Source organism: Stenotrophomonas sp. 10N36 (assembly GCF_056395005.1).
In genome coordinates this window covers 33,986-56,453 of sequence record NZ_JBFTIS010000009.1, presented here as the reverse complement: position 1 = coordinate 56,453, position 22,468 = coordinate 33,986, and the positions used below count along the sequence as shown (strand labels likewise).

The 22,468-nt window shown below is 67.9% G+C and carries 13 protein-coding genes; 5 read left to right on the top strand and 8 right to left on the bottom strand.

Going from position 1 to position 22,468, the window contains the following annotated elements; translation table 11 throughout:
* Window positions 1-39: 39 nt before the first annotated feature.
* Genes AC1DCJ_RS10810 through AC1DCJ_RS10800 form a run of 3 tightly spaced genes read right to left on the bottom strand, consistent with a single transcriptional unit; the run spans window position 40 to window position 4,351 of the window.
* Window positions 40-2,832: a secretin and TonB N-terminal domain-containing protein gene (locus tag AC1DCJ_RS10810; protein WP_478070921.1), complete on the bottom strand. Its 2,793-nt coding sequence runs from the start codon at window positions 2,830-2,832 to the stop codon at window positions 40-42.
* A gap of 57 nt (window positions 2,833-2,889) precedes the next feature.
* Window positions 2,890-3,867, bottom strand: coding sequence for a FecR domain-containing protein (locus tag AC1DCJ_RS10805; RefSeq protein ID WP_478070920.1), 978 nt, complete (start codon window positions 3,865-3,867; stop codon window positions 2,890-2,892).
* Complete coding sequence (locus AC1DCJ_RS10800; protein WP_478070919.1) at window positions 3,857-4,351, bottom strand: sigma-70 family RNA polymerase sigma factor; 495 nt, start codon at window positions 4,349-4,351, stop codon at window positions 3,857-3,859. Before AC1DCJ_RS10800 ends, AC1DCJ_RS10805 begins: the two co-directional genes overlap by 11 nt.
* Before the next feature lie 183 nt (window positions 4,352-4,534).
* On the opposite strand from AC1DCJ_RS10800, the gene clpB reads away from it, so the two are divergent.
* From clpB to AC1DCJ_RS10785, 3 genes are all read left to right on the top strand, one after another.
* A complete protein-coding gene (gene clpB / locus AC1DCJ_RS10795; RefSeq protein WP_313423078.1) occupies window positions 4,535-7,120 on the top strand; it encodes an ATP-dependent chaperone ClpB in 2,586 nt (861 codons plus the stop codon).
* Window positions 7,121-7,239: 119 nt separating this feature from the next.
* On the top strand, window positions 7,240-8,535 hold the full coding sequence (locus AC1DCJ_RS10790; protein ID WP_478070918.1) for an O-acetylhomoserine aminocarboxypropyltransferase/cysteine synthase family protein: 1,296 nt from the start codon (window positions 7,240-7,242) through the stop codon (window positions 8,533-8,535).
* A 239-nt stretch (window positions 8,536-8,774) separates the two neighbouring features.
* Complete coding sequence (locus AC1DCJ_RS10785; protein WP_448136368.1) at window positions 8,775-9,656, top strand: AraC family transcriptional regulator; 882 nt, start codon at window positions 8,775-8,777, stop codon at window positions 9,654-9,656.
* 77 nt (window positions 9,657-9,733) lie between these two features.
* On the opposite strand, the gene ybaL is transcribed toward AC1DCJ_RS10785, so the two are convergent.
* Both ybaL and AC1DCJ_RS10775 read right to left on the bottom strand, forming a co-directional pair.
* The gene (gene ybaL, locus AC1DCJ_RS10780; protein ID WP_137190130.1) at window positions 9,734-11,434 is read right to left on the bottom strand and encodes a YbaL family putative K(+) efflux transporter; all 1,701 of its coding nucleotides are present in this window, start codon (window positions 11,432-11,434) and stop codon (window positions 9,734-9,736) included.
* A gap of 361 nt (window positions 11,435-11,795) precedes the next feature.
* Entirely contained in the window at window positions 11,796-14,189 is a 2,394-nt protein-coding gene (locus AC1DCJ_RS10775) for a TonB-dependent receptor plug domain-containing protein (RefSeq protein WP_478070917.1), read from the bottom strand.
* Between the two features lie 345 nt (window positions 14,190-14,534).
* Here AC1DCJ_RS10775 and AC1DCJ_RS10770 point away from each other — a divergent pair, with 345 nt between their 5' ends.
* The gene (locus AC1DCJ_RS10770) at window positions 14,535-16,391 is read left to right on the top strand and encodes an ABC-F family ATP-binding cassette domain-containing protein (RefSeq protein ID WP_478070916.1); all 1,857 of its coding nucleotides are present in this window, start codon (window positions 14,535-14,537) and stop codon (window positions 16,389-16,391) included.
* A 333-nt stretch (window positions 16,392-16,724) separates the two neighbouring features.
* On the opposite strand, the gene AC1DCJ_RS10765 is transcribed toward AC1DCJ_RS10770, so the two are convergent.
* Window positions 16,725-17,597, bottom strand: a complete 873-nt coding sequence (locus tag AC1DCJ_RS10765) for a LysR family transcriptional regulator (RefSeq protein ID WP_320489802.1) — start codon at window positions 17,595-17,597, stop codon at window positions 16,725-16,727.
* Window positions 17,598-17,806: 209 nt separating this feature from the next.
* Between AC1DCJ_RS10765 and blaL2 the strand changes: the two genes are divergently transcribed.
* Window positions 17,807-18,703, top strand: coding sequence for a L2 family extended-spectrum class A beta-lactamase (gene blaL2, locus AC1DCJ_RS10760; protein WP_478070915.1), 897 nt, complete (start codon window positions 17,807-17,809; stop codon window positions 18,701-18,703).
* Window positions 18,704-18,841: 138 nt separating this feature from the next.
* On the opposite strand, the gene ggpS is transcribed toward blaL2, so the two are convergent.
* Entirely contained in the window at window positions 18,842-21,073 is a 2,232-nt protein-coding gene (gene ggpS, locus AC1DCJ_RS10755; RefSeq protein WP_478070981.1) for a glucosylglycerol-phosphate synthase, read from the bottom strand.
* 62 nt (window positions 21,074-21,135) lie between these two features.
* A complete protein-coding gene (locus AC1DCJ_RS10750; protein WP_137190126.1) occupies window positions 21,136-22,401 on the bottom strand; it encodes an MFS transporter in 1,266 nt (421 codons plus the stop codon).
* Window positions 22,402-22,468 lie beyond the last annotated feature (67 nt).

The window sequence follows — 22,468 nt, the reverse complement described above, 5'->3', positions numbered from 1 at the left end:
GCCAGCGGTGCAGGACGCTCGTTCGGGCGGTTGCCGCACTCAGAACCGGTAACCCACCTCAACCCAGAACGAACGGCCCATCTCGTAGTACGGCACCGACACCGGGCCGTTGGATACGCCGTTCACGTTGCTGGCATCGAGCAGGTTGAACACATCCACGTTGCTGAAGACCGTGCCACGCGTGCCCACCGGCAGTTCCCAGGCCAGGCGCAGGTCCCAGGTGAGGGCGGGGCTGAAGCTGCGTTCCTCCCAGATGTCCACCGACTGGCCCTCGTACACGGTGTTGAGGTTGGTGTCGGCAACGGCGCTGAAGGCGGCGCGGTAGCGCAGGAAGTTGCTCACCGTCAGGTGGGCGGCGGGAATGCGCGTCATCGTGGTCAGGCGCGCGGTCCACGGGCGGTTGAAGTTGTCCGCCGGGCGGTCGCGGTAGCGCATGAAGTCACCCTGGTAGCGGATGATCGGGTCGAGGTAGTACATGCGCCCGTCTTCATTTTCGTAATCCGGGGCGGAGGCGCGGCTGTCGGTCCAGTCCAGGGCGAGCATGCCGGTGGTGTAGGTGTTGCCCCAGCGCAGGGCGCGCAGCGGTTTGATCACCAGGCTGTAGATGTCGGTGCGGCTGCGGCCGTCGTTGGTCCAGGTGGTGTAGCTGTTGGACAGGGTGGGATCGTCGGCCGGCGCGCCGAGGTCACGGCCGGGCACCTGAATCACCTGGTCGCGACCGGTGCGGTTGACGTACTTGAACAGCACGTCGAAACCGCCCCACTGCTGCTGCGCACCGAGCATCCATTCGTCGTCGTAAGCCACCTTCAGTTCGTTGAAGCGCACCTGGTTGGTGGCCTGGGTGCCCAGCGTCCATTCGGCGTCCAGGCTGCTGCGCCGCTCGCTGTTGTAGCGCAGGCGGTTGACGCCATCGCGCAGCTGCCAGGTAGCCGCGTTGCGACCGTAATAGCGGTTGGCGCCGGCCAGCAGGCGGGTGTTGCCGGCATCGTGCAGCTGGTAGGCGGCGGCCAGGCGCGGGGCAACGGTGGTCTGGTCCATGTAGCTGTCCGCGTCCACGCGCAGGCCCGGGCGCAGCTGCAGCGCGCCGATCTGGATGTCGTCTTCCAGGTAAGCAGCGCCACTGTCCACGTTGAAGCCGATGTGGCCGGCGGCAAAGCGGGTGCGCTGGCTGAAGTACTGGCCCGGCCACCCGGTAGTGCGGGCCGCACCGGTGTCGGTGAGGCCCAGCGAGCAGGTGGCGGTGTCGGTGACACCGGCGCGGTTGGTGCAGGTGTCGGTGCGGACCGGCACCACATAGGAGCTTGCGTCCTCGAGGCGCTCGAAGGACACGCGCTCGTGCGCCACCTGCAGGCCGGCCGACAGCCGATGGGTCATGCCCAGCCATTGAAACGCATCGGCGTTGGCGTCCACCTTGTACTGCAGCCGCGAACTCTGCTGCTCGATGCTGCCGTACTCGCCCTGCGTGGACGACGCCGTGGTGCCCCACGGTTTGGAAGCCGAGTGCAGCCAGGTATAGAAGTCGTTGGCGTCCGCCTTCCGCGACTGCTCGGTGTCGCTCCAGCTCAGCTGGTGCTGCACGCGGCCCCAGTTGGCCTGCCAGTTTGCCTTTACCTGCGCCTGCAGACCGCCGCTGTCGATGTCCAGCGCGCCGTCGGCGCTATTGGAGCGGAAGTAGTGATTCTCACTGGGCGCGTAGGTCACGCTCGCGTCCAGGTCGAGCCGGTCGCTGGCCTCCCAGACGGCCTTGACGAAGACGTTGTCGCTGGCGCGACGCTGGGTTTCCTTCTGCGCGCCGTAGGTATCGACCAGGTGCGAGGAATAGAAATAGCTGGGAATGGTGGAGCGCTTGCGGGTCACGCTGGCCAACAGGCCGACGGTGTCGGTGACGTAGCCTTCCAGGGTGGCGCGGGTGATTTCCTTCTTGAACTCCGGCTGGCCATCGTTGTAGCTGGAGGCCTTGTTGTAGCTGTCGGCGATGTCGCCGTTGAGGTGGTAACGCGTCCATTCCGAACGGGCCATCTGGGTGGAGACGCTGCCGGACAGCGTGCGGCTCGGGCGGCGCGTGGTGGCATCGACCACGCCGCCGTTGAAGCCGCCATAGGCCGCCGAGATGTTGCTGTCGAGCACCGTGATGTCCTCCAGCAGGCTGGTGTCCAGCGCCAGGGCCTGTGCGCCGCCGGGGACGCTGTCCAACCGGTAGGGCGAAGCGTCGGCGGCCGGGTCGATGTCGTTGTTGAAGCTCACGCCATCCACCAGGAACGCGTTCTGGTAGAACTTGGCGCCGTTGATGCTGATCTCGGCGGGGCTGATCTCGCCCGGGTTGAAACTGCCCAGCTGCGCGTTGTCGAACTGCACCGCCGGGTTGATCTTCAACAGGCTGGTGATGTCGCCATTGCCGGCCGGTTGGGCCTGCACGTAATCCTGGCCGAGCGTCATGCCTTCGCCGAACAGGGATGCGCCCGTGCTCCCCACCCTCAGCGCGGGCATGGTGCCGCCGCGGCTGGTCTGGGCGGGCTGTTCCAGGGTGTAGCTGCCATCGTCGCGCCGCACGGCGCGCAGTCCGGTGCCGGCCAGTAGTGCCGCCAGGCCGTCTTCCAGCGGCAGGTTGGCCGGCACCGAGGGCGCGCGCCGGCCGGCGGTCAGCGCCGGATCGAACGCAAGTGCCACGCCGTGCTGGCTGGCGAAGCTGGACAGCGCCCGGCCCAGGGGCACCACGCGTTGCAGGGCGGGGGAGGTGGACGGCGCATCGGCGGCAGCGGCGTGCAGCATGGGCGTGGACAGCACGGCCAGCGACAGGGCGCTCAGGGTCAGCAGGCGGGAAGATCGGGTCATGGTGGGGGTCTGGAATGCAGGGGTTCTCTGTGTTGCCCCGTGAGATCGAAAAAAGTGTCAGCGTGCCGCCACCAGCACCCACCAGCCGCCCGGGCTGCGCTGCACACGCACGGGGTAGGTTGCCTCCAGCAGGGCCAGGCTGCGTTCGCTGTCATCCAGTGGAAAGGCGCCGGATACCGGCAGCAGCGCTACCTGCGGGTCGCAGCGCAGCACGCCGCGGCGGTGGCGGGCGAGTGCGGCCACCACCTCCGCCAGCGGTCGGGCGTCGGCCACCAGCATGCCCTCGACCCACGCGCTGGCGCTGTCATCCAGAGCGTCGACGGCATGCGCGCCGGCGGCATCGAACCAGGCCTGCTCACCGGCATGCAGTCGCCACGCGTCGCTGGTGCCTGCGTGGATGTCCAGGCTGCCCGCATACAGGGACAGGTGGGTGCGCTGGTCATCAAGGCGGACGTTGAAACGCGTGCCCAGGGCGCGTATATGCCCGTGCGCGGTGAGTACCTGGAAGGGGCGCGCGGGCGACTGCGGATCCGGCGCGGTTTCGACCAGGATCTGGCCGCGTACCAGCTGCAGCTGGCGCTGCAGCGGATCGAACTGCACCTGCAGTCGGGTATCGGTGTCCAGGTGCACGGTGCTGCCATCGGGAAGGATCCGCAGGCGCCGCTGGCCAACCGCGGTGCGTTCGCGCTGCCCGGGTGCGACTGGCATGGCCAGCTGCCAGCCGGCCCAGCCGGCCGGAACCAGGGTCAGCCACAAGCCGATGCGTTTGATCGCCGCACGGCGGCTGCCGGCGCCGCCGCGCGAACGGCCCAGCACCGGCAGCGCCCAACCGGAGGGCACCTGCGCCACCAACGCCTGCAACCGCTGCGCGCGCTGCCACGCGCGCGCATGGTCGGGGTGCTCCGCGCACCACTGCGCGCAGGCATCGCGGGTGTGGGTGCTGTCGTCGTCGTGCAGCCGTAGCAGCCACTCGGCGGCCTGCTCCAGCACGGCGGCCGGTAAAGGCGGGTCGGCCGCGGCCGGGTCAGCCGGCATGCGCAAGGCATCCCACCAGCGCCCGCTTCATGTGCCGCTTCACGGTACTCAGCGACAGCTGCAGGCGCTGCGCGATGGCCTCGTAGCGCAGGCCTTCGAACTGGGCCAGCAGGAACACCTGGCGGGCCGCGGCGGGCAGGGCGTCGAGCATCGCGTCGACCTGCTGAAGCGCTTCGCGCACCAGCGCCTGGTCTTCCAGCGAAGGCAGGACGGGCTCGGGAAACTGCGCCAGATACTCCAGGTACGCCCGCTCCAGCGCCTGCCGCCGGAACCAGTTGGCCGCCAGCCCGCGCGCCACCGTGGTCAGGAACGCGCGCGGCTCGCGCAGGGACGACAGGTCGCGGTCCTGCAGCAGGCGCGCGAAGGTGTCCTGGGTGAGATCGGCCGCGGTTTCCCGGCAGCCCACGCGACCGCCCAGCCAGCCCTGCAGCCAGCGGCGATGGTCCCGGTACAGGGCGCCGACGATCTCGCGTTGTGGGTGCATGGGAATCGCCCGGAAGACCAGGCACGGCGATGCCGGCCACTGGATAAGAATGAGAATGATTCGCAAGTATGGCAATACGGAGGCTGTATTGCCAGCCCGGATTGTCTTGAATCACTGCGCGACAACCGCATATCCGTTACATCTGCCAGCCACGCTGGCCATGACATGAAAGAGGAATTCCCCATGCGGATGGACAAGCTCACCTCGCGTTTCCAGCAGGCGCTGGCAGACGCCCAGTCGCTGGCCGTGGGCCGCGACCACAACATCATCGAACCGGTGCACGTGTTCACCGCGCTGCTGGACCAGCAGGGCGGCAGCACGCGCCCGCTGCTGTCCCAGGCCGGGGTCAACGTGCCGGTGCTGCGCGAGCGCCTCAACGAGGCGATGGATGCGCTGCCCAAGGTGTCCGGGCAGGAAGGCAACCTGTCGATCGGCAATGACCTCAACCGGTTGCTCAACAACACCGACAAGCTGGCCCAGCAGCACGGCGATGCCTTCATCGCCAGCGAGTGGTTCGTGCTGGCGGCGCTGGACGACGGCGGTACGCTGGGCATGGCGCTGCGCGCCGCCGGTGCCGACAAGACCCGCATTGACGCGGCGATCGACAAGATCCGCGGTGGCGAAAGCGTGCAGTCGGAGAATGCCGAAGACCAGCGCCAGGCGCTGGAGAAGTACACCATCGACCTGACCGCGCGTGCCGAGAGCGGCAAGCTGGACCCGGTGATCGGGCGCGACGAGGAAATCCGCCGCACCATCCAGGTGCTGCAGCGCCGGACCAAGAACAACCCGGTGCTGATCGGCGAACCCGGCGTGGGCAAGACCGCGATCGTGGAAGGCCTGGCCCAGCGCATCATCAACGACGAAGTGCCCGAAGGCCTGCGTGGCAAGCGCGTGCTGTCGCTGGACATGGGCGCGTTGATCGCCGGCGCCAAGTTCCGCGGTGAGTTCGAAGAACGCCTCAAGGGCGTGCTCAACGACCTGGCCAAGAGCGAAGGGCAGGTGATCCTGTTCATCGACGAGCTGCACACCATGGTCGGCGCGGGCAAGGCCGATGGCGCGATGGATGCCGGCAACATGCTCAAGCCGGCGCTCGCGCGCGGTGAGCTGCATTGCGTGGGCGCCACCACGCTGGACGAGTACCGCAAGTACATCGAAAAGGACGCCGCGCTGGAGCGCCGCTTCCAGAAGGTGCTGGTGGGCGAGCCCAGCGTGGAAGACACCATCGCCATCCTGCGCGGGCTGAAGGAAAAGTACGCCGTGCACCATGGCGTGGAAATCACCGACCCGGCGATCGTGGCGGCCGCCACGCTGTCGCACCGCTACATCGCCGACCGCCAGCTGCCGGACAAGGCCATCGACCTGATGGACGAGGCCGCCTCGCGCATCCGCATGGAGATCGACTCCAAGCCTGAAGAGCTGGACCGCCTGGAGCGGCGCCTGATCCAGCTGAAGATCCAGCGCGAAATGCTCAAGAAGGAAAAGGACGAGGCCTCGCGCCAGCGCCTGGCCGACCTGGAAAGCGACATCGACGCGCTGGAGCGCGAGTTCTCCGACCTCAATGAAATCTGGAAGTCGGAAAAGGCCACGCTGCAGGGTGCCACCAAGATCAAGGAGCAGATCGAGAACGCCAAGCTGGAGCTGGAGTCTGCCCAGCGCCGCCAGGATTTCGGCCGCATGAGCGAGATCCAGTACGGCCAGTTGCCGCAGCTGGAAAAGCAGCTGGCCGCGGCGCAGGAAGTGGAGACCACCGAGTTCAAGCTGGTGCAGGACCGGGTCACCGCCGAGGAAATCGCCGAAGTGGTGTCGCGCTGGACCGGCATCCCGGTCAACCGGATGCTGGAAGGCGAGCGCGACAAGCTGCTGCGCATGGAGCAGATGCTGCATGAGCGGGTGGTGGGCCAGGAGGAGGCGATCAAGGTCGTGTCCGACGCGGTGCGGCGTTCGCGTGCCGGCTTGTCCGACCCGGATCGCCCCAGCGGTTCGTTCCTGTTCCTTGGCCCCACCGGCGTGGGCAAGACCGAGCTGTGCAAGGCGCTGGCCGAGTTCCTGTTCGACAGCACCGACGCGATGATCCGCATCGACATGAGCGAGTTCATGGAGAAGCACAGCGTGGCCCGCCTGATCGGTGCGCCGCCGGGGTATGTGGGCTACGAAGAAGGCGGCTACCTCACCGAGGCCGTGCGTCGCCGTCCGTATTCGCTGATCCTGCTGGATGAGGTGGAGAAGGCGCACCCGGATGTGTTCAACATCCTGTTGCAGGTGCTCGACGACGGCCGCCTCACCGACGGCCAGGGCCGCACGGTGGACTTCCGCAACACGGTCATCGTGATGACCTCCAACCTGGGCTCGCACCAGATCCAGGACATGAGTGGCGACGACACGCCGGAGGCCTACACGCAGATGAAGGCCGCGGTGATGGGCGTGGTGCAGGCGCATTTCCGCCCGGAGTTCATCAACCGGCTGGACGACATCGTGGTGTTCCATCCGCTGGACAAGGTGCAGATCAAGCAGATCGCCCGCATCCAGATGCAGGGCCTGGAGAAGCGCCTGAGCGAACGCGGGCTGCGCATCGAGGTCAGCGACGCCGCCTTCCAGCTGCTGGGCAACGTCGGCTTCGATCCGGTCTACGGGGCCCGGCCGCTCAAGCGCGCGATCCAGTCGCAGCTGGAGAATCCACTGGCGCAGAAGATCCTGTCCGGCGAGTTCGCCAGTGGCGAGGTGATCCAGGTCGATGCGGCCGAGGGCAAGCTGGTCTTCAACAAAGGCTGAGCCCCGTCCTTGGCCTGCTGATAACCGTTCGTGCTCAGGCCATGCTGCATGACCATCAACCCCCGCTCCGGCGGGGGTTTTTTGTTCGGTATCGTCGGCATTCAACCGGAGGAGGCGCGATGTCTGAGCACGGCAGTCCCGAATGGAAAGCGGAAACCATCGCCGTGCACGGCGGCTACAAACCCGACCCGACGACGCGCGCGGTGGCGGTGCCGATCTACCAGACCGTGGCCTACGCCTTCGATGACACCCAGCACGGTGCGGACCTGTTCGACCTGAAGGTGCCGGGGAACATCTACACCCGCATCATGAACCCCACCACCGACGTGCTGGAGCAGCGCATCGCCGCGCTCGAAGGCGGGATCGGCGCGCTGGCGCTGGCCTCCGGGCAGGCCGCCATCACCTACGCCATCCAGACCATCGCCGAAGCCGGCGACAACATCGTTTCCTCCAGTGCGCTGTATGGCGGCACCTACAACCTGTTCGCGCATACCCTGCCGCAGTTCGGCATCCAGACCCGGTTTGCCGACTACAACGATCCCGAGGCGTTCGCGGCCCTGATCGACGATCGCACCAAGGCCGTCTTCGTCGAGTCGATCGGCAACCCGCGCGGCAACATCACCGATATCGAAGCGGTGGCGAAGATCGCCCACGCGCACGGCGTACCGCTGATCGTGGACAACACCGTGGCCACCCCTTACCTGCAGCGCTCGTTCGACTTCGGCGCGGACATCGTGGTGCACTCGCTGACCAAGTATCTCGGCGGCCATGGCACCAGCCTGGGCGGCGCCATCGTCGATTCGGGCCGCTTCCCCTGGGCCGAGCACAAGGAGCGCTTCCGCCGGCTCAACGAGCCGGACGTGAGCTACCACGGCGTGGTCTACACCGAGGCGCTGGGCCCGGCCGCCTACATCGGGCGCGCACGCGTGGTGCCCCTGCGCAACACCGGTGCGGCGATCTCGCCGTTCAACTCGTTCCTGATCCTGCAGGGCATCGAGACACTGGCGCTGCGCCTGGACCGGATCAACGCCAACGCGCTGACGGTGGCCACGTTCCTGCGCGACCACGCCAAGGTGGACTGGGTGAACTATGCCGCGCTGCCGGACCACCCCGAGCATGCGCGGGTGCAGAAGTACCTGCGCGGCCACGGCTCGGGCGTGCTCACCTTCGGCCTGCCCGGTGGCCGCGCGGCCGGCGCGCGCTTCCTGGACGCGTTGCAGTTGTTCACCCGGCTGGTGAACCTGGGCGATGCGAAGTCGCTGGCCACCCACCCGGCCTCGACCACCCATCGGCAGCTGGATGCGGCCGAACTGGAAAAGGCCGGGGTCAGCGAGGACACCGTGCGGCTGTCCATCGGCATCGAACATATCGACGACCTGCTGGCCGACCTGCAGCAGGCGTTGGCGAAGGCGTAGAGGTGGGGCCCACGGCGGCCGGTGCGGGCCGGCCGCCGTGGGGTTTTTGACGCTGCCGAAGCTGCGTTATAGGCTTGGGGCATGTGCCGGCCTCGCGGGGCGGCGGCGCGGGCTAGACGCGTTGCGCGTGCCGACCAACGGTCGACACCGACGATGACGGGCCTCCAACTGCGCAAGATCGGCCACGCGCCGTGGCGGGCACCGACGCATGCTGGACGTCACCCGACACGGAGCCCGTCATGAGCCGCATTGCCCAGCTACGCCAACGCCACGGCATCGACCGTGTGATCGCCCACCTGCAGCAGTGCCTGCGGAGCGGCGAGCCCTTGCCCGATCTGGATGCGCTGGCCGCCATCGCGCACCAGTCGCCGTTCCATTTCCATCGCCTGTACCGCGCGCTGACCGGCGAAACCCCGGGGCGCACCGTGGCCCGGCTTCGCCTGCTGCGCGCGCTGCAGTTGTTGGCCCACGCCGACAGCCGGGTGACCGAGGTGGCGCTGGAGGTGGGTTTTGAAAGCCCGCAGGCATTGGCCCGGGCCTGCCGGCAGGCCGTGGATGCCACCCCCAGCGCGCTGCGCGAGGATGCGGCGCTGCGCGCGCACTGGCAGCAACGGCTGTCGCTGCCGGCCGGTGACGGCAACGACGACAGTGCCCCGCTGCAGGTGCAGGTGACCGCGCTGGCGCCGTTCGACGTGGTGGTGTTGCGCACGCGCGGCGCCTTCGACGACCTCGACCAGGCGTTCGGGCAGGTGTATGCCTGGGCCGCGGAACAGGGTCTGGCCGAGCACCTGCAGGCGCTGGTGGGCATCGCGCTGAACGACCATCGCGATGTGCCGGCCGATGCGTGCGAGTTCGAGTGCGGCATGGGCTTTGGCCGCGCTTTGGCCGACGTCCCCGCGCCATTGCGCGCGCTGACCCTGGGCGGTGGTGAGTATGCCGTGCTGCGCCATGTGGGCAGCTACGCCGGGTTGGATGCGGCCACCGACGCACTGCTGCGCCAGTGGCTGCCCGACAGCGGGCGCGCACTGCGCGATGCGCCGCTGTACTACCACTACCTGGACGATCCCGAAGACGTGCCCGAGGCGATTTTGCGGGCGGACATCTGCGTGCCGGTGCGCTGATCGGACACACGGCCGGTACGCGCGGCCGGAATGAGCAGCCACCCATGGGGTGGCTCTACCTCCCGCATGGCAGGGCGTTACACCACCGGGATGCTGTGCTTGCCCATGGTCCGGTACGGCGGGGTGGCCATGACCATTTCAGCCAGCGAATAGGCCAGTTCGCGCTCGGCCATCACCGTGCCGTCGGCGCCGTGCTCCAGCAGGTGCTTCACTTCGGCATCGCTGTGCGCGCGGGCCAGCAGGGTCAGGCCCGGGTTGAGCGCGCGCAGCTTGGCCAGGGTTTCACCGGCTTCCAGCGGCTGCGGGATTGCCAGCACCGCGATCTTCGCGCGGTCGGGGTGGGCTTCGGCCAGCACCTTGTCCGAGGCAGCGCTGCCGCGGATGCCGGGCAGGCCGGCCGCGTGGGCTTCGGCCACGTGCTCCTTGTTGTCGTCGATCACCAGCACCGGCACGCCGCGGTCACGCAGTACCTGGGCCAGCGCACTGCCCACGCGGCCGTAGCCGATCACGATGGCATGGTCGTGCAGGTCCAGCGACGGGCCGGGCGGCAAATCGATTTCCACCGCGGTCGGGGTGGTCTCCTGGTGCTTGAGCAGCCAGCGGTCGAGCAGGCCGAACACCACCGGGTTGAGCATGATCGAGATCAGCGCGCCGGCCAGCACCAGCGCCTGGCCGGTGGGCGGCAGGATCTTCAGGGTCACGCCGAGGCCGGCGATGATGAAGGCGAACTCACCGATCTGCGCCAGGCTGGCCGAGATGGTCAGCGCGGTGCCGGTCGGGTGGCCGAACGCGCGTACGATCACGAACGCAGCGGCGGACTTGCCGAACATGATGATCGCCGCGGTGGCCAGCACCTGCCACGGGTGTTCGATCAGGATGGCCGGGTTGAACAACATGCCCACCGAGACGAAGAACAGCACCGCGAACGCATCGCGCAGCGGCAGCGAGTCGTTGGCGGCCTTGTGGCTCAACTCCGATTCGTTGAGCAGCATGCCGGCGAAGAACGCGCCCAGCGCGAAGGACACGCCGAACAGCATCGCCGAGCCGAACGCCACGCCCAGCGCGATGGCCAGCACCGCCAGGGTGAACAGCTCGCGCGAGCCGGTGCTGGCGATGCGCTCCAGGATCCACGGAATCACCCGGCGGCCGACCACCAGCATGACCGCCACGAACAGCCCCAGCTGCACGAACGTCCAGCCGATGCTGGCCAGCACGCTGCCGAGGGTATGGGTTTCATTGGCCGAGTCCGGCCCGAACACACCGGCCAGGACCGGCATCATCACCAGTGCCAGGACGCAGGCCAGGTCCTCGACGATCAGCCAGCCCACCGCGATCTTGCCGCGCTGGGTTTCCAGCAGGCGACGTTCTTCCATCGCGCGCAGCAGCACCACGGTACTGGCGGTGGCCAACGCGAAGCCGAACACCACGCCATGGATGACCGGCCAGCCCATCAGGGCCGCCAACCCCCAGCCGAGCAGGGTGGCCACCAGGATCTGCCCGATCGCGCCGGGAATGGCGATCGCCTTGACCGCCATCAGGTCTTTCAGCGAGAAATGCAGGCCCACCCCGAACATCAGCAGCATCACGCCGATTTCGGCCAGCTGGTTGGCCAGTGCCTGGTCGGCAACGAAGCCGGGGGTGAACGGTCCTACGCAGATGCCCGCAACCAGATAACCGACCAGGGGAGACAAACGCAGCTTGTTGGCCAGCGCGCCGAAGATGAAGGCGAGCCCAAGGCCAACGGCAACGATGTTGATCAGGTCGGTGTCATGGTGCATCGGGGCTCGCAGAAATAGGGGATGTCCCGATTTTCACCGATGCGGTGGTATCGAGCAAACATCGGCGACCGCAATGCTGCTATGTCCCCGTGGTCAGGTGATGTGCTGTCCGGGACAGGCGCGCATGACAGGCATGAATGCGCGGAATCGCCCGGTTGCAGGCCGAAAACGCACATGCCCCGGAAGACCGGGGCATGGCGTATGTGGAAAGGCGTTTGACAGTGCCCCCTGAGTCAGGGGGCGGCCGCGAAGCGGCGGGGGTATGGGGCCGGTGAGCGGGGCCCGCGGTTTGCGCAGCAAACCGTGGGGCGACAGCGCGAATGCGTTGTCGCGTCCACGGCCAGCGGCCGGCACTACCCTGTTACCACTTGTAGCTGATGCGACCGTACACGTAGGCGCCATTGAACCCGTACGGCGAGTAGTTGCTGTACGGCAGCATGCCCCAGGTGGAGTTCTGCAGGTCCACGGTGCGGTCGGGGTACTCGTCCAGCAGGTTGTCCGCGCCCAGGGTGAGGGCCCAGTTCTCGCTCGGCTTGTAGCTCACCGAGGCATCCAGCACCCACGAACCGTCGTAGGTCTGGTCACGCAGCGCGGTGGCCGAGTTGCGCACGGTGAAGCTGCCGTAGCGCGTGGCGGCCAGGTTCAGGTCCCAATGGTCGCTGCGCCAGGTACCGCTCAGGATGGTCTTGTTGCGCGGGTAGCTGTCTTCGATGCGGCCAATTTCGTCGCGGCCGATCAGCGGCTGGGTGATGCCCAGCGTGCCGAACACCGGCGGCGAGGCGATGAACTGCTTCACCTCGGTGTCGTTGTAGCTGTAGGCCGCGGTCAGCTCCAGCGTGCTGGCGCTGAACGGGATCGAGTAGCTGGACACCGCGTCGATACCGCGGGTGCGCGTATCCACGCCGTTGGTGAAGTACGAGAACGCGGTGACCCCGGGCAGCCCCAGCCCGGCCAGCAGCGAATTGGCAGCGGTATTGGTGGTGATGTTGGTGGACAACACGATGCGGTCGTCGATGTCGATCTGGTACGCATCCACCGTCAGGTACAGGCGATCGATCGGCTGCAGTACCAGGCCCACGCTGTAGGAGGTGGAGCTTTCGGCCTTCAGCGGGCTGGCGCCCAACGCCTGTGCGGCGGCACTGGTGGTGGGGAAGGTGCCGCGCTCGACGAAGGAGCCGTTGATGATCGTGCTGGTGACCGCCTGGTAGCTCTGCTGGGCCAGCGACGGGGCGCGGAAGCCGGACGAGGCGGTGGCGCGCAGCGCGATCTTGTCGGTGAACGCATAGCGTGCCGACAGCTTGCCGGAGAACTTGTCGCCGAAGTCCGAGTAATCCTCATAGCGGCCGGTGACGCCCGCCGAGAACTTGTCGGTGAGATCGGCTTCCAGCCCGGCATACACCGCGTAGTTGTGGCGGTCGGCGTCCACCGCGTTGAGCGGGGTGAAGCCGCCGAAGCCCTGCGCGCCGCTGCCGAAATAGGAATTGGCTTCACCGGCCGACTGCTCCCAGTTCTCGCGGCGGTACTCACCGCCGAAGGACAGCGTGACCGGGTAGGCCAGTCCCCAGTCCAGCGACTTGGTCAGGTCGGCGTTGAAGATGTCCTGGGTGTACTTCAGCGCACCGTCGTAGAACGAACGCGGGCTGGTCAGGCCGAGGCTGTAGTTGATGCTGTTGCGGGTGTGGAAATCGATGGTGTTCTCGCCGTGGTTGGCGCTTACATCCCAGGTCCAGCCGCTGTCGGTGTTGCCCTTGACCCCGGCCACCAGCGAGCGGTCCTTGGAGTACTGGTTGATCTGCGGCACGAAGCCGTCCGGGTAGGTCTGGGCCAGCAACGGGCCCTGGCCGCTGTTGGTGCGCGAGCGATAGAACGCGAACGAGGTGATGTCGCGGTTGCTGGCCATCGCCGTGGCGTAGGCCGAGACGTGGTCGCTGAACTGGAAGCTGGCGTTGACCGAGGCGGCGGTGGCGTCCACCCGCGGGTCGCCGACCACGAAGGTGGTCTGGCCGATGTTGGGGAAATTGCCGGTGTTCGGCGCGGTGCCCTGGTAGGGGCCGGCACGGTTGCTCTCGTCCTGCTGCAGGATCTGCCCGGCCACGTGCACGCTGCCGCGGCCGTCGGCAAAGCCGATCCCGGCATCGCCGGAGAGCTGGTACTTGTTGCCGTCGCCGGCCGAGTACTGGCCCGCGTCCAGGGCCAGGCTGCCGCCGGACGACGACCCCTTCAGCACGATGTTGACCACGCCGGCGATCGCGTCCGAGCCGTACTGGGCCGAAGCGCCATCACGCAGCACTTCCACCCGCTCGATCGCCGAGATCGGAATCGCGTTGATGTCCACCGCCGACGAGCCCCGGCCGATGCTTCCGTTGACGTTGATCTGCGCCGAGGTATGCCGGCGCTTGCCGTTCACCAACACCAGCACCTGGTCCGGCGACAGCCCGCGCAGCTGCGCCGGGCGGATGCCGCTGGTGCCGTCGGTAAGGGCCGGGCGCGGGAAGTTCAGTGAGGGCAGGGCTCGCGACAGGGCGGTGGCCAGCTCGGTGGTGCCGGTGGACTGCAGCGCTTCGGGGGTGATGATGTCGATCGGCGACTGCGATTCGGCCACGGTGCGGTCGGCGACCCGGGTGCCGGTGACGATGATGGTGTCCAGCGTGTTGGCGGCGGTGCGCGCAGGGGCATCCTGGGCGCTGGCGGCGAAGCTGGAGACACCGAGCACGACAGCGACGGCGGCGGCGAGCGTACTGGTCTTGCGGTTCATCAGGGCGTGGCTCCGGTAGGGACGATGCGGCACCGGAACGACATCTCGACGGAAGGAAGCGGGTCGGCGAAGGCGGGTGTTGCGGTGCGCAATAAAGGAATTAACGGGATATTCATCGCTTGTCAAATAACCACCATGTTTCCAAAAAACGTTGCAGAAGCAACCATTTACGTGAACTGGCGGGCCCGACATCGGGGTCCCGGGGAAGCGCAGGCAGGGTCGTGGGAGAGAGGAACGAGGCCTGCTGCGCATCCCGGGGCGCGTCAAGTATTCGTTAACGTTAGAATTACGTCGCAGGAAGGGTGCTCACCAGCACATTCCATTCCGTTATATGGACCCCCCAAGATGATTTCCCTTCGTAACTTCGCCTTGCGCCGTGGCGAGCGGCTGCTGTTGTCCAATGTCGACCTGACCCTGCACGCGGGGTACCGCGTTGGCGTGGTCGGCCGCAACGGTGCCGGCAAGTCCAGCCTGTTTGCCGCCGTGAAGGGCGAGCTGGAGGCCGACAAGGGCGATGTCGACCTGCCCGGCAAGGTCCGCATCGCCAGCGTGGCCCAGGAAACCCCGTCGCTGCCCGACCCGGCGCTGCAGTTCGTGCTGGAGGGCGACACCGAGGTGGCCGCGGTCATGCGCGAAGAGGCCGATGCCGCCGCGCGCGAAGACTGGGAGGCGGTGGCCACCGCGCACCAGAAGATGGCCGAGATCGGCGCCTACGACGCCGAAGCCCGTGCCGGCAAGCTGCTGCACGGCCTGGGCTTCCCGGCCGAGACCCACTCGCGGGCGGTGTCCTCGTTCTCCGGCGGCTGGCGCGTGCGCCTGAACCTGGCGCGCGCGCTGATGATGCCCAGCGACTTGCTGCTGCTCGATGAGCCGACCAACCATCTGGATCTGGACGCGGTGTTCTGGCTGGAACAGTGGCTGCTGAAGTACCCGGGCACGCTGCTGCTGATCTCGCATGACCGCGAGTTCCTGGACAACGTGGCCACCCACACCCTGCACCTGCATGGCGGTGGCGCCAAGCTGTACCCGGGCGGCTACACCGATTTCGAGCGCCAGCGCGCCGAGCAGCTGCGCCAGCAGCAGATCGCGCACGACAAGGAACAGGCCGAGCGCGCCCACCTGCAGAGCTTCATCGACCGCTTCAAGGCGCAGGCCAGCAAGGCTGCCCAGGCGCAGAGCCGCATGAAGCGCCTGGCCAAGCTGGCCGGCACCGAGGCGGTGCGCGCCGAGCGCGAGTTCCGCATCGAGTTCTCGCCGCCGGCCAAGCTGCCGTTCTCGCTGATCCGCCTCAACCACGTCGACGCCGGGTACGGCGACGATTCGGTGATCCTGCACAACGTGGGGTTCGGCCTGGAAGCCGGCCAGCGCATCGGCCTGCTGGGTCCCAACGGCGCGGGCAAGACCACGCTGGTGAAGACCCTGGTGGGCGAACTGGCCCCGCTGACCGGTGAGCGCGCCGCGCACCCGGACCTGCGCATCGGCTACTTCGCCCAGCACACGGTGGAGTCGCTGCACGAAGGCCAGTCGCCGATGGAGCACTTCCGCGACCTGGACCGCGATGCGCCGAACCAGGTGTTCCGCGACTTCCTCGGCAAGTGGAATTTCGCCGGTGACCGTGCCTTCGAGCCGGTGGATGGGTTCTCCGGTGGCGAGCGTGCGCGCCTGGCCCTGGCACTGATCGCCTTCCAGCAGCCCAATGTGCTGCTGCTCGACGAACCCACCAACCACCTTGACCTGGAAATGCGCGAAGCGCTGGCCGAGGCGCTGGCCGACTTCGAGGGCGCGATCGTGATGGTGTCGCATGACCGCCATCTGATCGGCTTGGTCTGCGATACCTTCTGGCGCGTGGCCGATGGCGTGGTGGAGCCGTTCGACGGCGACCTGGATGCGTACGCGGCGTGGCTGCGCTCGCGTCCCGCCGCGCAGGGCACCAAGCAGAAGATGGCCGCCGCCGCGCCGGAACCGGTGCCGCCGACCCCGCCGCTGCCGCCGAAGAAGCCGGTCAACCCGCACAAGCTGGCCGCCGCCGAAGCCAAGGTGGGCGAGCTGGAAGCCCTGCTGGCGGATCTGGACCGGCAGCTGGCCGATCTGTCCAACTACGCCGACAGCACCCGCATGGCCGTGCTCGGCCGCGACCGCGAGGCCACCGCCACGCTGCTCAGCAAGGCCGAGCAGACCTGGATGGAACTGCTGGACGCGTAAAACGGCATGCCGACCAACGGTCGGCATCTACCGGGGCGCAAACGCGGTGTCGGCCGGCGTGCGCCTGCGCCGGGCATGCCCCGTACAGCCGGGCTCTGCCCGGCTGCATTTCGGGACGCGCAAACACGGTGCCGGCCGGCGTGCACCTTCGCCGGGCAAGCCCCGTAGAGCCGGGCTCTGCCCGGCTGCTTTTCGGGACGCGTAAATACGGTGCCGGCCGGAATGCGCCGGCGCCGGGCAAGCCGGGCAGAGCCCGGCTCTACGCGGCTGCTTTTCGGAACGCACCTTCACTTGGCAAGCCGGGCAAAGCCCGGCTCTACGTGGCCGCGGGATTCACGCCGCGCCGTCCTGCGCCTCCAGCCATTCCCGGAACCGCCGCGCCGCATCGCTTTCGGCGCGTGAGCGCAAGCGCGTCAGCCAATATCGCCCAAGATCCAAGGTCTGTGCGAACGGCTGGACCAATCGCCCCTGCGCCAGATCCTGCTCGAACATCTTCAACGGCAGCAGCGCCACGCCCGCACCGGACGCCGCTGCACTGGCCAACGTCAGCGACGAATCGAACACCGGGCCGCGCGCCTCCAGCTCGGCCACACCGGCCGCCTGCAGCCAGCGCGGCCATTCGTCACTGCGGTACGACCGCAGCAACGCCACGTTGGCCAGGTCGCGCGGATCGCGCAAGGTGCGCGCCAGGGCCGGCGCGCACAGCGGTGCGAACGGGGCGTCCAGCACCGGCGTGCTCACCTGGCCCTGCCAGTCGCCGTCGCCGAACCGGATCGCCAGGTCCAGGCCTTCGCCGGCCAGGTCGATGCGGTTGTTGTGGGTCTGCACGCGCAGCTCGATATCGGCATGGCGCGCGGAAAAATCGGCCAGCCGCGGCAGCAGCCAGCCGGTGGCGAACGTGCCCACCACGCCCACCCCGAGCACGTCGCGGAAATGTCCCCCCACGAACCGGTCCAGGCTCACCGCGATGCGGTCGAAGGCCTCGTTGAGCACCGGGTACAGCCGCGCGCCTTCATCGGTAAGCGCCACCCCGCGCGGCAGGCGATTGAACAACGACACCCCGAGCCGGTCTTCCAGCGCCCGGATCTGGTGGCTGAGCGCGGCCTGGCTGACACACAGCTCCAGCGCGGCGCGGGTGAAGTTCTGGTGGCGGGCGGCGGCCTCGAAGGCGCGCAGGGCATTGAGCGGCAACTGGGGGCGAAGCATGCAGGGAAGCCGTGAGCTGGAATGATGGGATCATCGCATTCCTGCGGCGCGTATGCCGCTTGGCACGAGGATAGTAGCGGGTTTCCAGTGGCGCCATCCTTTGCCGCCATCGACACGTATTAGTTCAAATTATGTCTTCCGCTGAAAATGGTTGCTGGTGGGCCAGCTGGGGCACTGGCAATACTCTGCCTTTGCCACGGAGGATCCGCATGCTCGCTCGACGTCATTTCCTGCAATGGACCGGCGCTGCCGCCCTCTCGGCGCTGGCTGCCAGTACGTTTGCGAAGACCCCGGCCGTGGCGGCAGCGCCCCGGTCCACCGCCCGCGATTTCGCCACGCTTGAAGCGGCCAGTGGCGGTCGCCTCGGGGTCACGCTGCTGAACACCGGCAGCGGCCAGCGTATCGGCCACCGCCAGGACGAGCGCTTCCCGATGTGCAGCACGTTCAAGTTCGCGCTGTGCGCGACCGTGCTGCGGTTGGCAGACCAGGGAAAACTCTCGCTGGACCGGCGCCTTGCCATGACCACGCAGGACCTGCTGTCGCATGCCCCGGTGACCGCCCGCCACGTGGGCAAGGACGTCACCGTGCGCGACCTGTGCCGCGCCACCATGGTCACCAGCGACAACCCGGCCGCCAACCTGCTCCTGCGTGTGGTGGGCGGCCCGGCCGGCGTGACCGCGTTTCTGCGCGCCAGCGGTGATGACGTGACCCGCAACGACCGTTACGAGCCGGAGGTGAACCGCTTCGCCCCCGGCGATCCGCGCGATACCACCAGCCCGGCCGCGATGGCCGCCAGCCTGCAGCGGCTGGTGCTGGGCGAGCTGTTGCAGCCGGCCTCGCGCCAGCAACTGGCCGACTGGCTGATCGACAACGAAACCGGCGATGCGCGCCTGCGCGCCGGCCTGTCCAAGGCATGGCGGGTAGGCGACAAGACCGGCAGCAACGGCGAAGACACCACCAACGACATCGCCATCCTCTGGCCACTGACCGGCGGCGCACCGTGGGTGCTCACCAGCTACCTGCAAGGCGCCCGCCTTGATGATGCCGGCCGCAACGACGTACTGCGCCAGGTAGCCGTCATCGCCGAACAGCACATCCCCCGGTAGAGCCGACCGTTGGTCGGCTGCATCCTCCCGGGTAGAGCCGACCGTTGGTCGGCTGCATCCCCCCGGTAGAGCCGACCGTTGGTCGGCTGCATCCAATGCCGGATTCAATGGCCGCCGGGCAGAGCCCGGCTCTACACCTCAACCGCGCACCGCCTCCAGGAACTCGCGCCCCCAACGGTCCACGTCGTAATACTCCACGCTGCCGAACAGCTGCCGCATGCGCCCGGTGGCTTCTTCTTCGGGCATGGACAACGCCTGCAGCAGCCCTGCGGTCAGGTCGGCCGGATCGTGCGGGTTGGTCAGCACCGCGCCCTTCAACTCCGCTGCCGCACCGGCGAACTCGCTCAGCACCAGCACACCGCTGCTGCCTTCGATGCCATGGGTGGCCACGAACTCCTTGGCCACCAGATTCAGGCCATCGCGCAACGGGGTGATCCACATCACCTGCGCCGCCGCGTAGTGCGCCACCACCTCCTCGAACGGCAGTGCCTGCGCGAAGAACCGCACCGGCGTCCAGTCGAGCCGCGAGAAACGTCCGTTGATGCGTCCCACCGCCTGTTCGATCTGATTCTGCAGGGTGCGGTACACGGTCATCTCGCGCGCGGCTGGCACGCACACCATCAACAAGGTGACCTTGCCCTGGCGTTCGGGATGCTGCTCCAGCAGGCGTTCGAAGGCCTCCAGCTTGGCCAGCGTGCCCTTGGTGTAGTCCAGCCGCTCCACCGACAGCACCAGCTTGCGTGCCCCGATCTCGCGGCGCAGCTTGAAGATGTCATTGCGCACATCGCTGCGCGCGAGCACGTTATGGATGCGGCGCAGGTCGGTGCCCACCGGGTGCGCGCCCAGCGCGATTTCACGGTCGCCCACGCGCAGGCGCGTGGTCATGGTGTCCAGCCCCACCGCGCAGCCATAGGTGAGGAAGCGCGGGGCACAGCTCTCCCACGCCAGACGCTCGGCCGGCACGGCGCCGCGCACCACGTCCACGAAGTTCTCCACCTGGCGCGGAATATGGAAGCCGATGTAGTCGCACGACAGCAGGCTGCCAATGATCTCGCGCCGCCACGGCACCACGTTGAACACATCCGCCGACGGGAAGTAGGTGTGGTGGAAGAAGGCGATTTTCAGGTCCGGGCGCAGCTCGCGCAGCGTGGCCGGCACCATCCACAGGTTGTAGTCATGGATCCACACCGTGGCCCCGTGCGCGGCTTCGGCGGCAGTGGCCTCGGCGAACTTGCGGTTGACCTTCAGGAACACCTGCCAGTCGTCCTCGCGGAACTTCGCGCGTTCCCAGAACACATGCAGCATCGGCCAGAACGCTTCCTTGGAGAAGCGCTTGTAGAAGATGTCCACTTCCTGCCGGCTCAACGGCACCCGCGCGGCGGTGAGGGTGGGGTAGCGCTCGGCGTCCACCGCCAGGTGGGTCTGGAACGGGCCGCGCTTGGGATCGTCGATGCCCCACGCCACCCAGGAGCCCTTCTGGCCGCCTTCGAAGAAGCTCAGCAGCGAGGGAATGATGCCGTTGGGCGAGCGCGGCGGGCGCTGCACCAGCACGCCGTTTTCCATTACTTCGTCGAAGGGCAGGCGGTGGTAGACCATCACCAGGTCGGCGCCGGCGGCGCGGGCCTGCTTGGGCGGGTACAGGTAGCGGTCATCGTCGGCGAGCAGCGCGAAGTGCTCGATCGCCTCCAGGATGCCGCCACACCCCGGCGCCTGCGCATGGAAGGTGTTGTCCAGCGTGGCGGTCGCCTCGGTCAGCGCCGGCTCCGAATCGCCCACGCACACGCCGCGGAAGCCGGCGGTGTACATCGACAGGTCATTGAGGGTGTCGCCGGCCACCAAAATGCGCTCGCGCGGCAGTTCGAGCAGGCGTGCCAGCGCGGCCAGGGTGCGGCCCTTGTCGGTGTCCGGCGGCAGGATGTCCAGGTAGCGGTCAGCCGAATACAGCACGTCGCAACCCAGCGCCTGCGCGGCGGCCTGGATCTGCGCGCGCAGCGGCGCCAGCGTCTGGGGATCGCAGAAATACGAGCAGCGCCGTTCCTGCGGCACATCCTGGCGCTGCAGCGCGGTGAACGGGCGCATCGCTGCGGCCACCACGTGTTCGCCGGGCCAGTGCGCATCGATCATCGACTGCAGCGGCTGCAGGGGTTGCAGCGTGTGGCCATCCACCACGGTCGCGCCGACATCGCAGACCACATAGTCCGGGCGCGGGATCGCCGGGTCGGAGAGCAGCGGCATCACCGCTTCCAGGCCGCGGCCGGTGATGAAGATCAGGGCGATGCCGGGGTGTTGGTCAACCAGCCGGTACAACCGGTGGCGCGCGGCGGCATCGCCGGCAAGGAAGGTGCCATCCAGGTCGGTGGCAAGAATCAGCTGCGGGGCCGGCGTGGCCGGCGGTGTACGGGTCGGAGTGGAGAGAGAGGGTGTCGATACAGTCAATGGGCTTCCTTATCGGAATGAGGGGAATAGGGGGTGTCGGGCGGCGCCTCGAGGTCGGTCTCGGGCATCAGCTCGAGTGCCGACGGCGTGGTACGCAGCATCAGCCGGAACCCGACCGGATGCGTGCGCACCCGCTGGAACCGCAGCAGGCGCGCGCCGGTGAACAGCGCCAGCAGCATCAGCACCACGGCGAAATACAGCGGCAGTGCGGCGGGGCCGAAGCGCTGCATGGCCGCACCGGCGAGCGCCGGGCCCAAGGCCGCGCCCACGCCGTGCACCAGCAGCAGGCTGGAACAGCCCGACAGCAGGTGTTCGCGAGGCAGGTAGTCGAGCATGTGCGCCACCGCGAACGGATACAGCGCGAAGGCCAGCCCGCCGTAGCAGAAGAACAGCCCAAACAGCAGGTGGGTCTGCAGCTGGATCATCGGCAGCGATGCCACCACCGCGATGCCGGCGGCGGCCAGGCTCAGCGCCACCAGCCCGCTGCGGCGATCGTGGCCATTGCTGATATGGCCCAGCGGCCACTGCAGCAACGCACCGCCGAGGATCGCGGTGAGCATGAACAGCGCCACGCCATTGCCATCCAGGCCCACCGCGCCGGCATACACCGGCAGCAGGCCCCAGAAGGCGCCCATCGCCAGCCCGGACAGGCCCGCCGCCACGGTGGCCACCGGCGCCATCGCATACAGCCGTCCCAAAGTGAGCCGCGATACCACCGGCACATCCGGTTGACGCAGCCGGGTGGCAGTCACCGGCAACACCGCCGCGCAGATCAGGATCGCGGTCAGCATGAACATCGCCATCGCGCTGGCATCGCCCAGCATCAGCAGCACCTGGCCGAGCGCCAGCGCAGAAAGATTGACCACCATGTACAGCGAGAACGCGCGGCTGCGCCGGGCCGGATCGGGCTCGGCGTTGAGCCAGCTCTCGATCACCGTGTACAGCCCGACCAGCGCGATGCCGGTGGCAATGCGCAGCACGCCCCAGGCGACGGGGTGCAGCCAGAGGGGATGCAGCAGCACGGCGATCGCCGCGAGGGCGGCGAAGAACGCGAACGCACGGATATGCCCGATGCGGCCGATCAGCGAGGGCGCGAAAAAGGTACCGATGAAGAAGCCGGCGAAATACCCGGACATCACCAGCCCCAGCGTGCCGGCACCGAAGCCGGCCTGGCCGCCGCGCACCGCCAGCAGCGTGCCCAGAAGCCCGCTGCCGGTAAGAAGCAGCGCGACGCCGGTGAGCAGGGCGGTCAGCCGCAGCATGCGCGCGGCCTGGGTGGGAAGGCAGTAAACAACACCTGATCTACCGTAACACAGCCACGATGAAGCC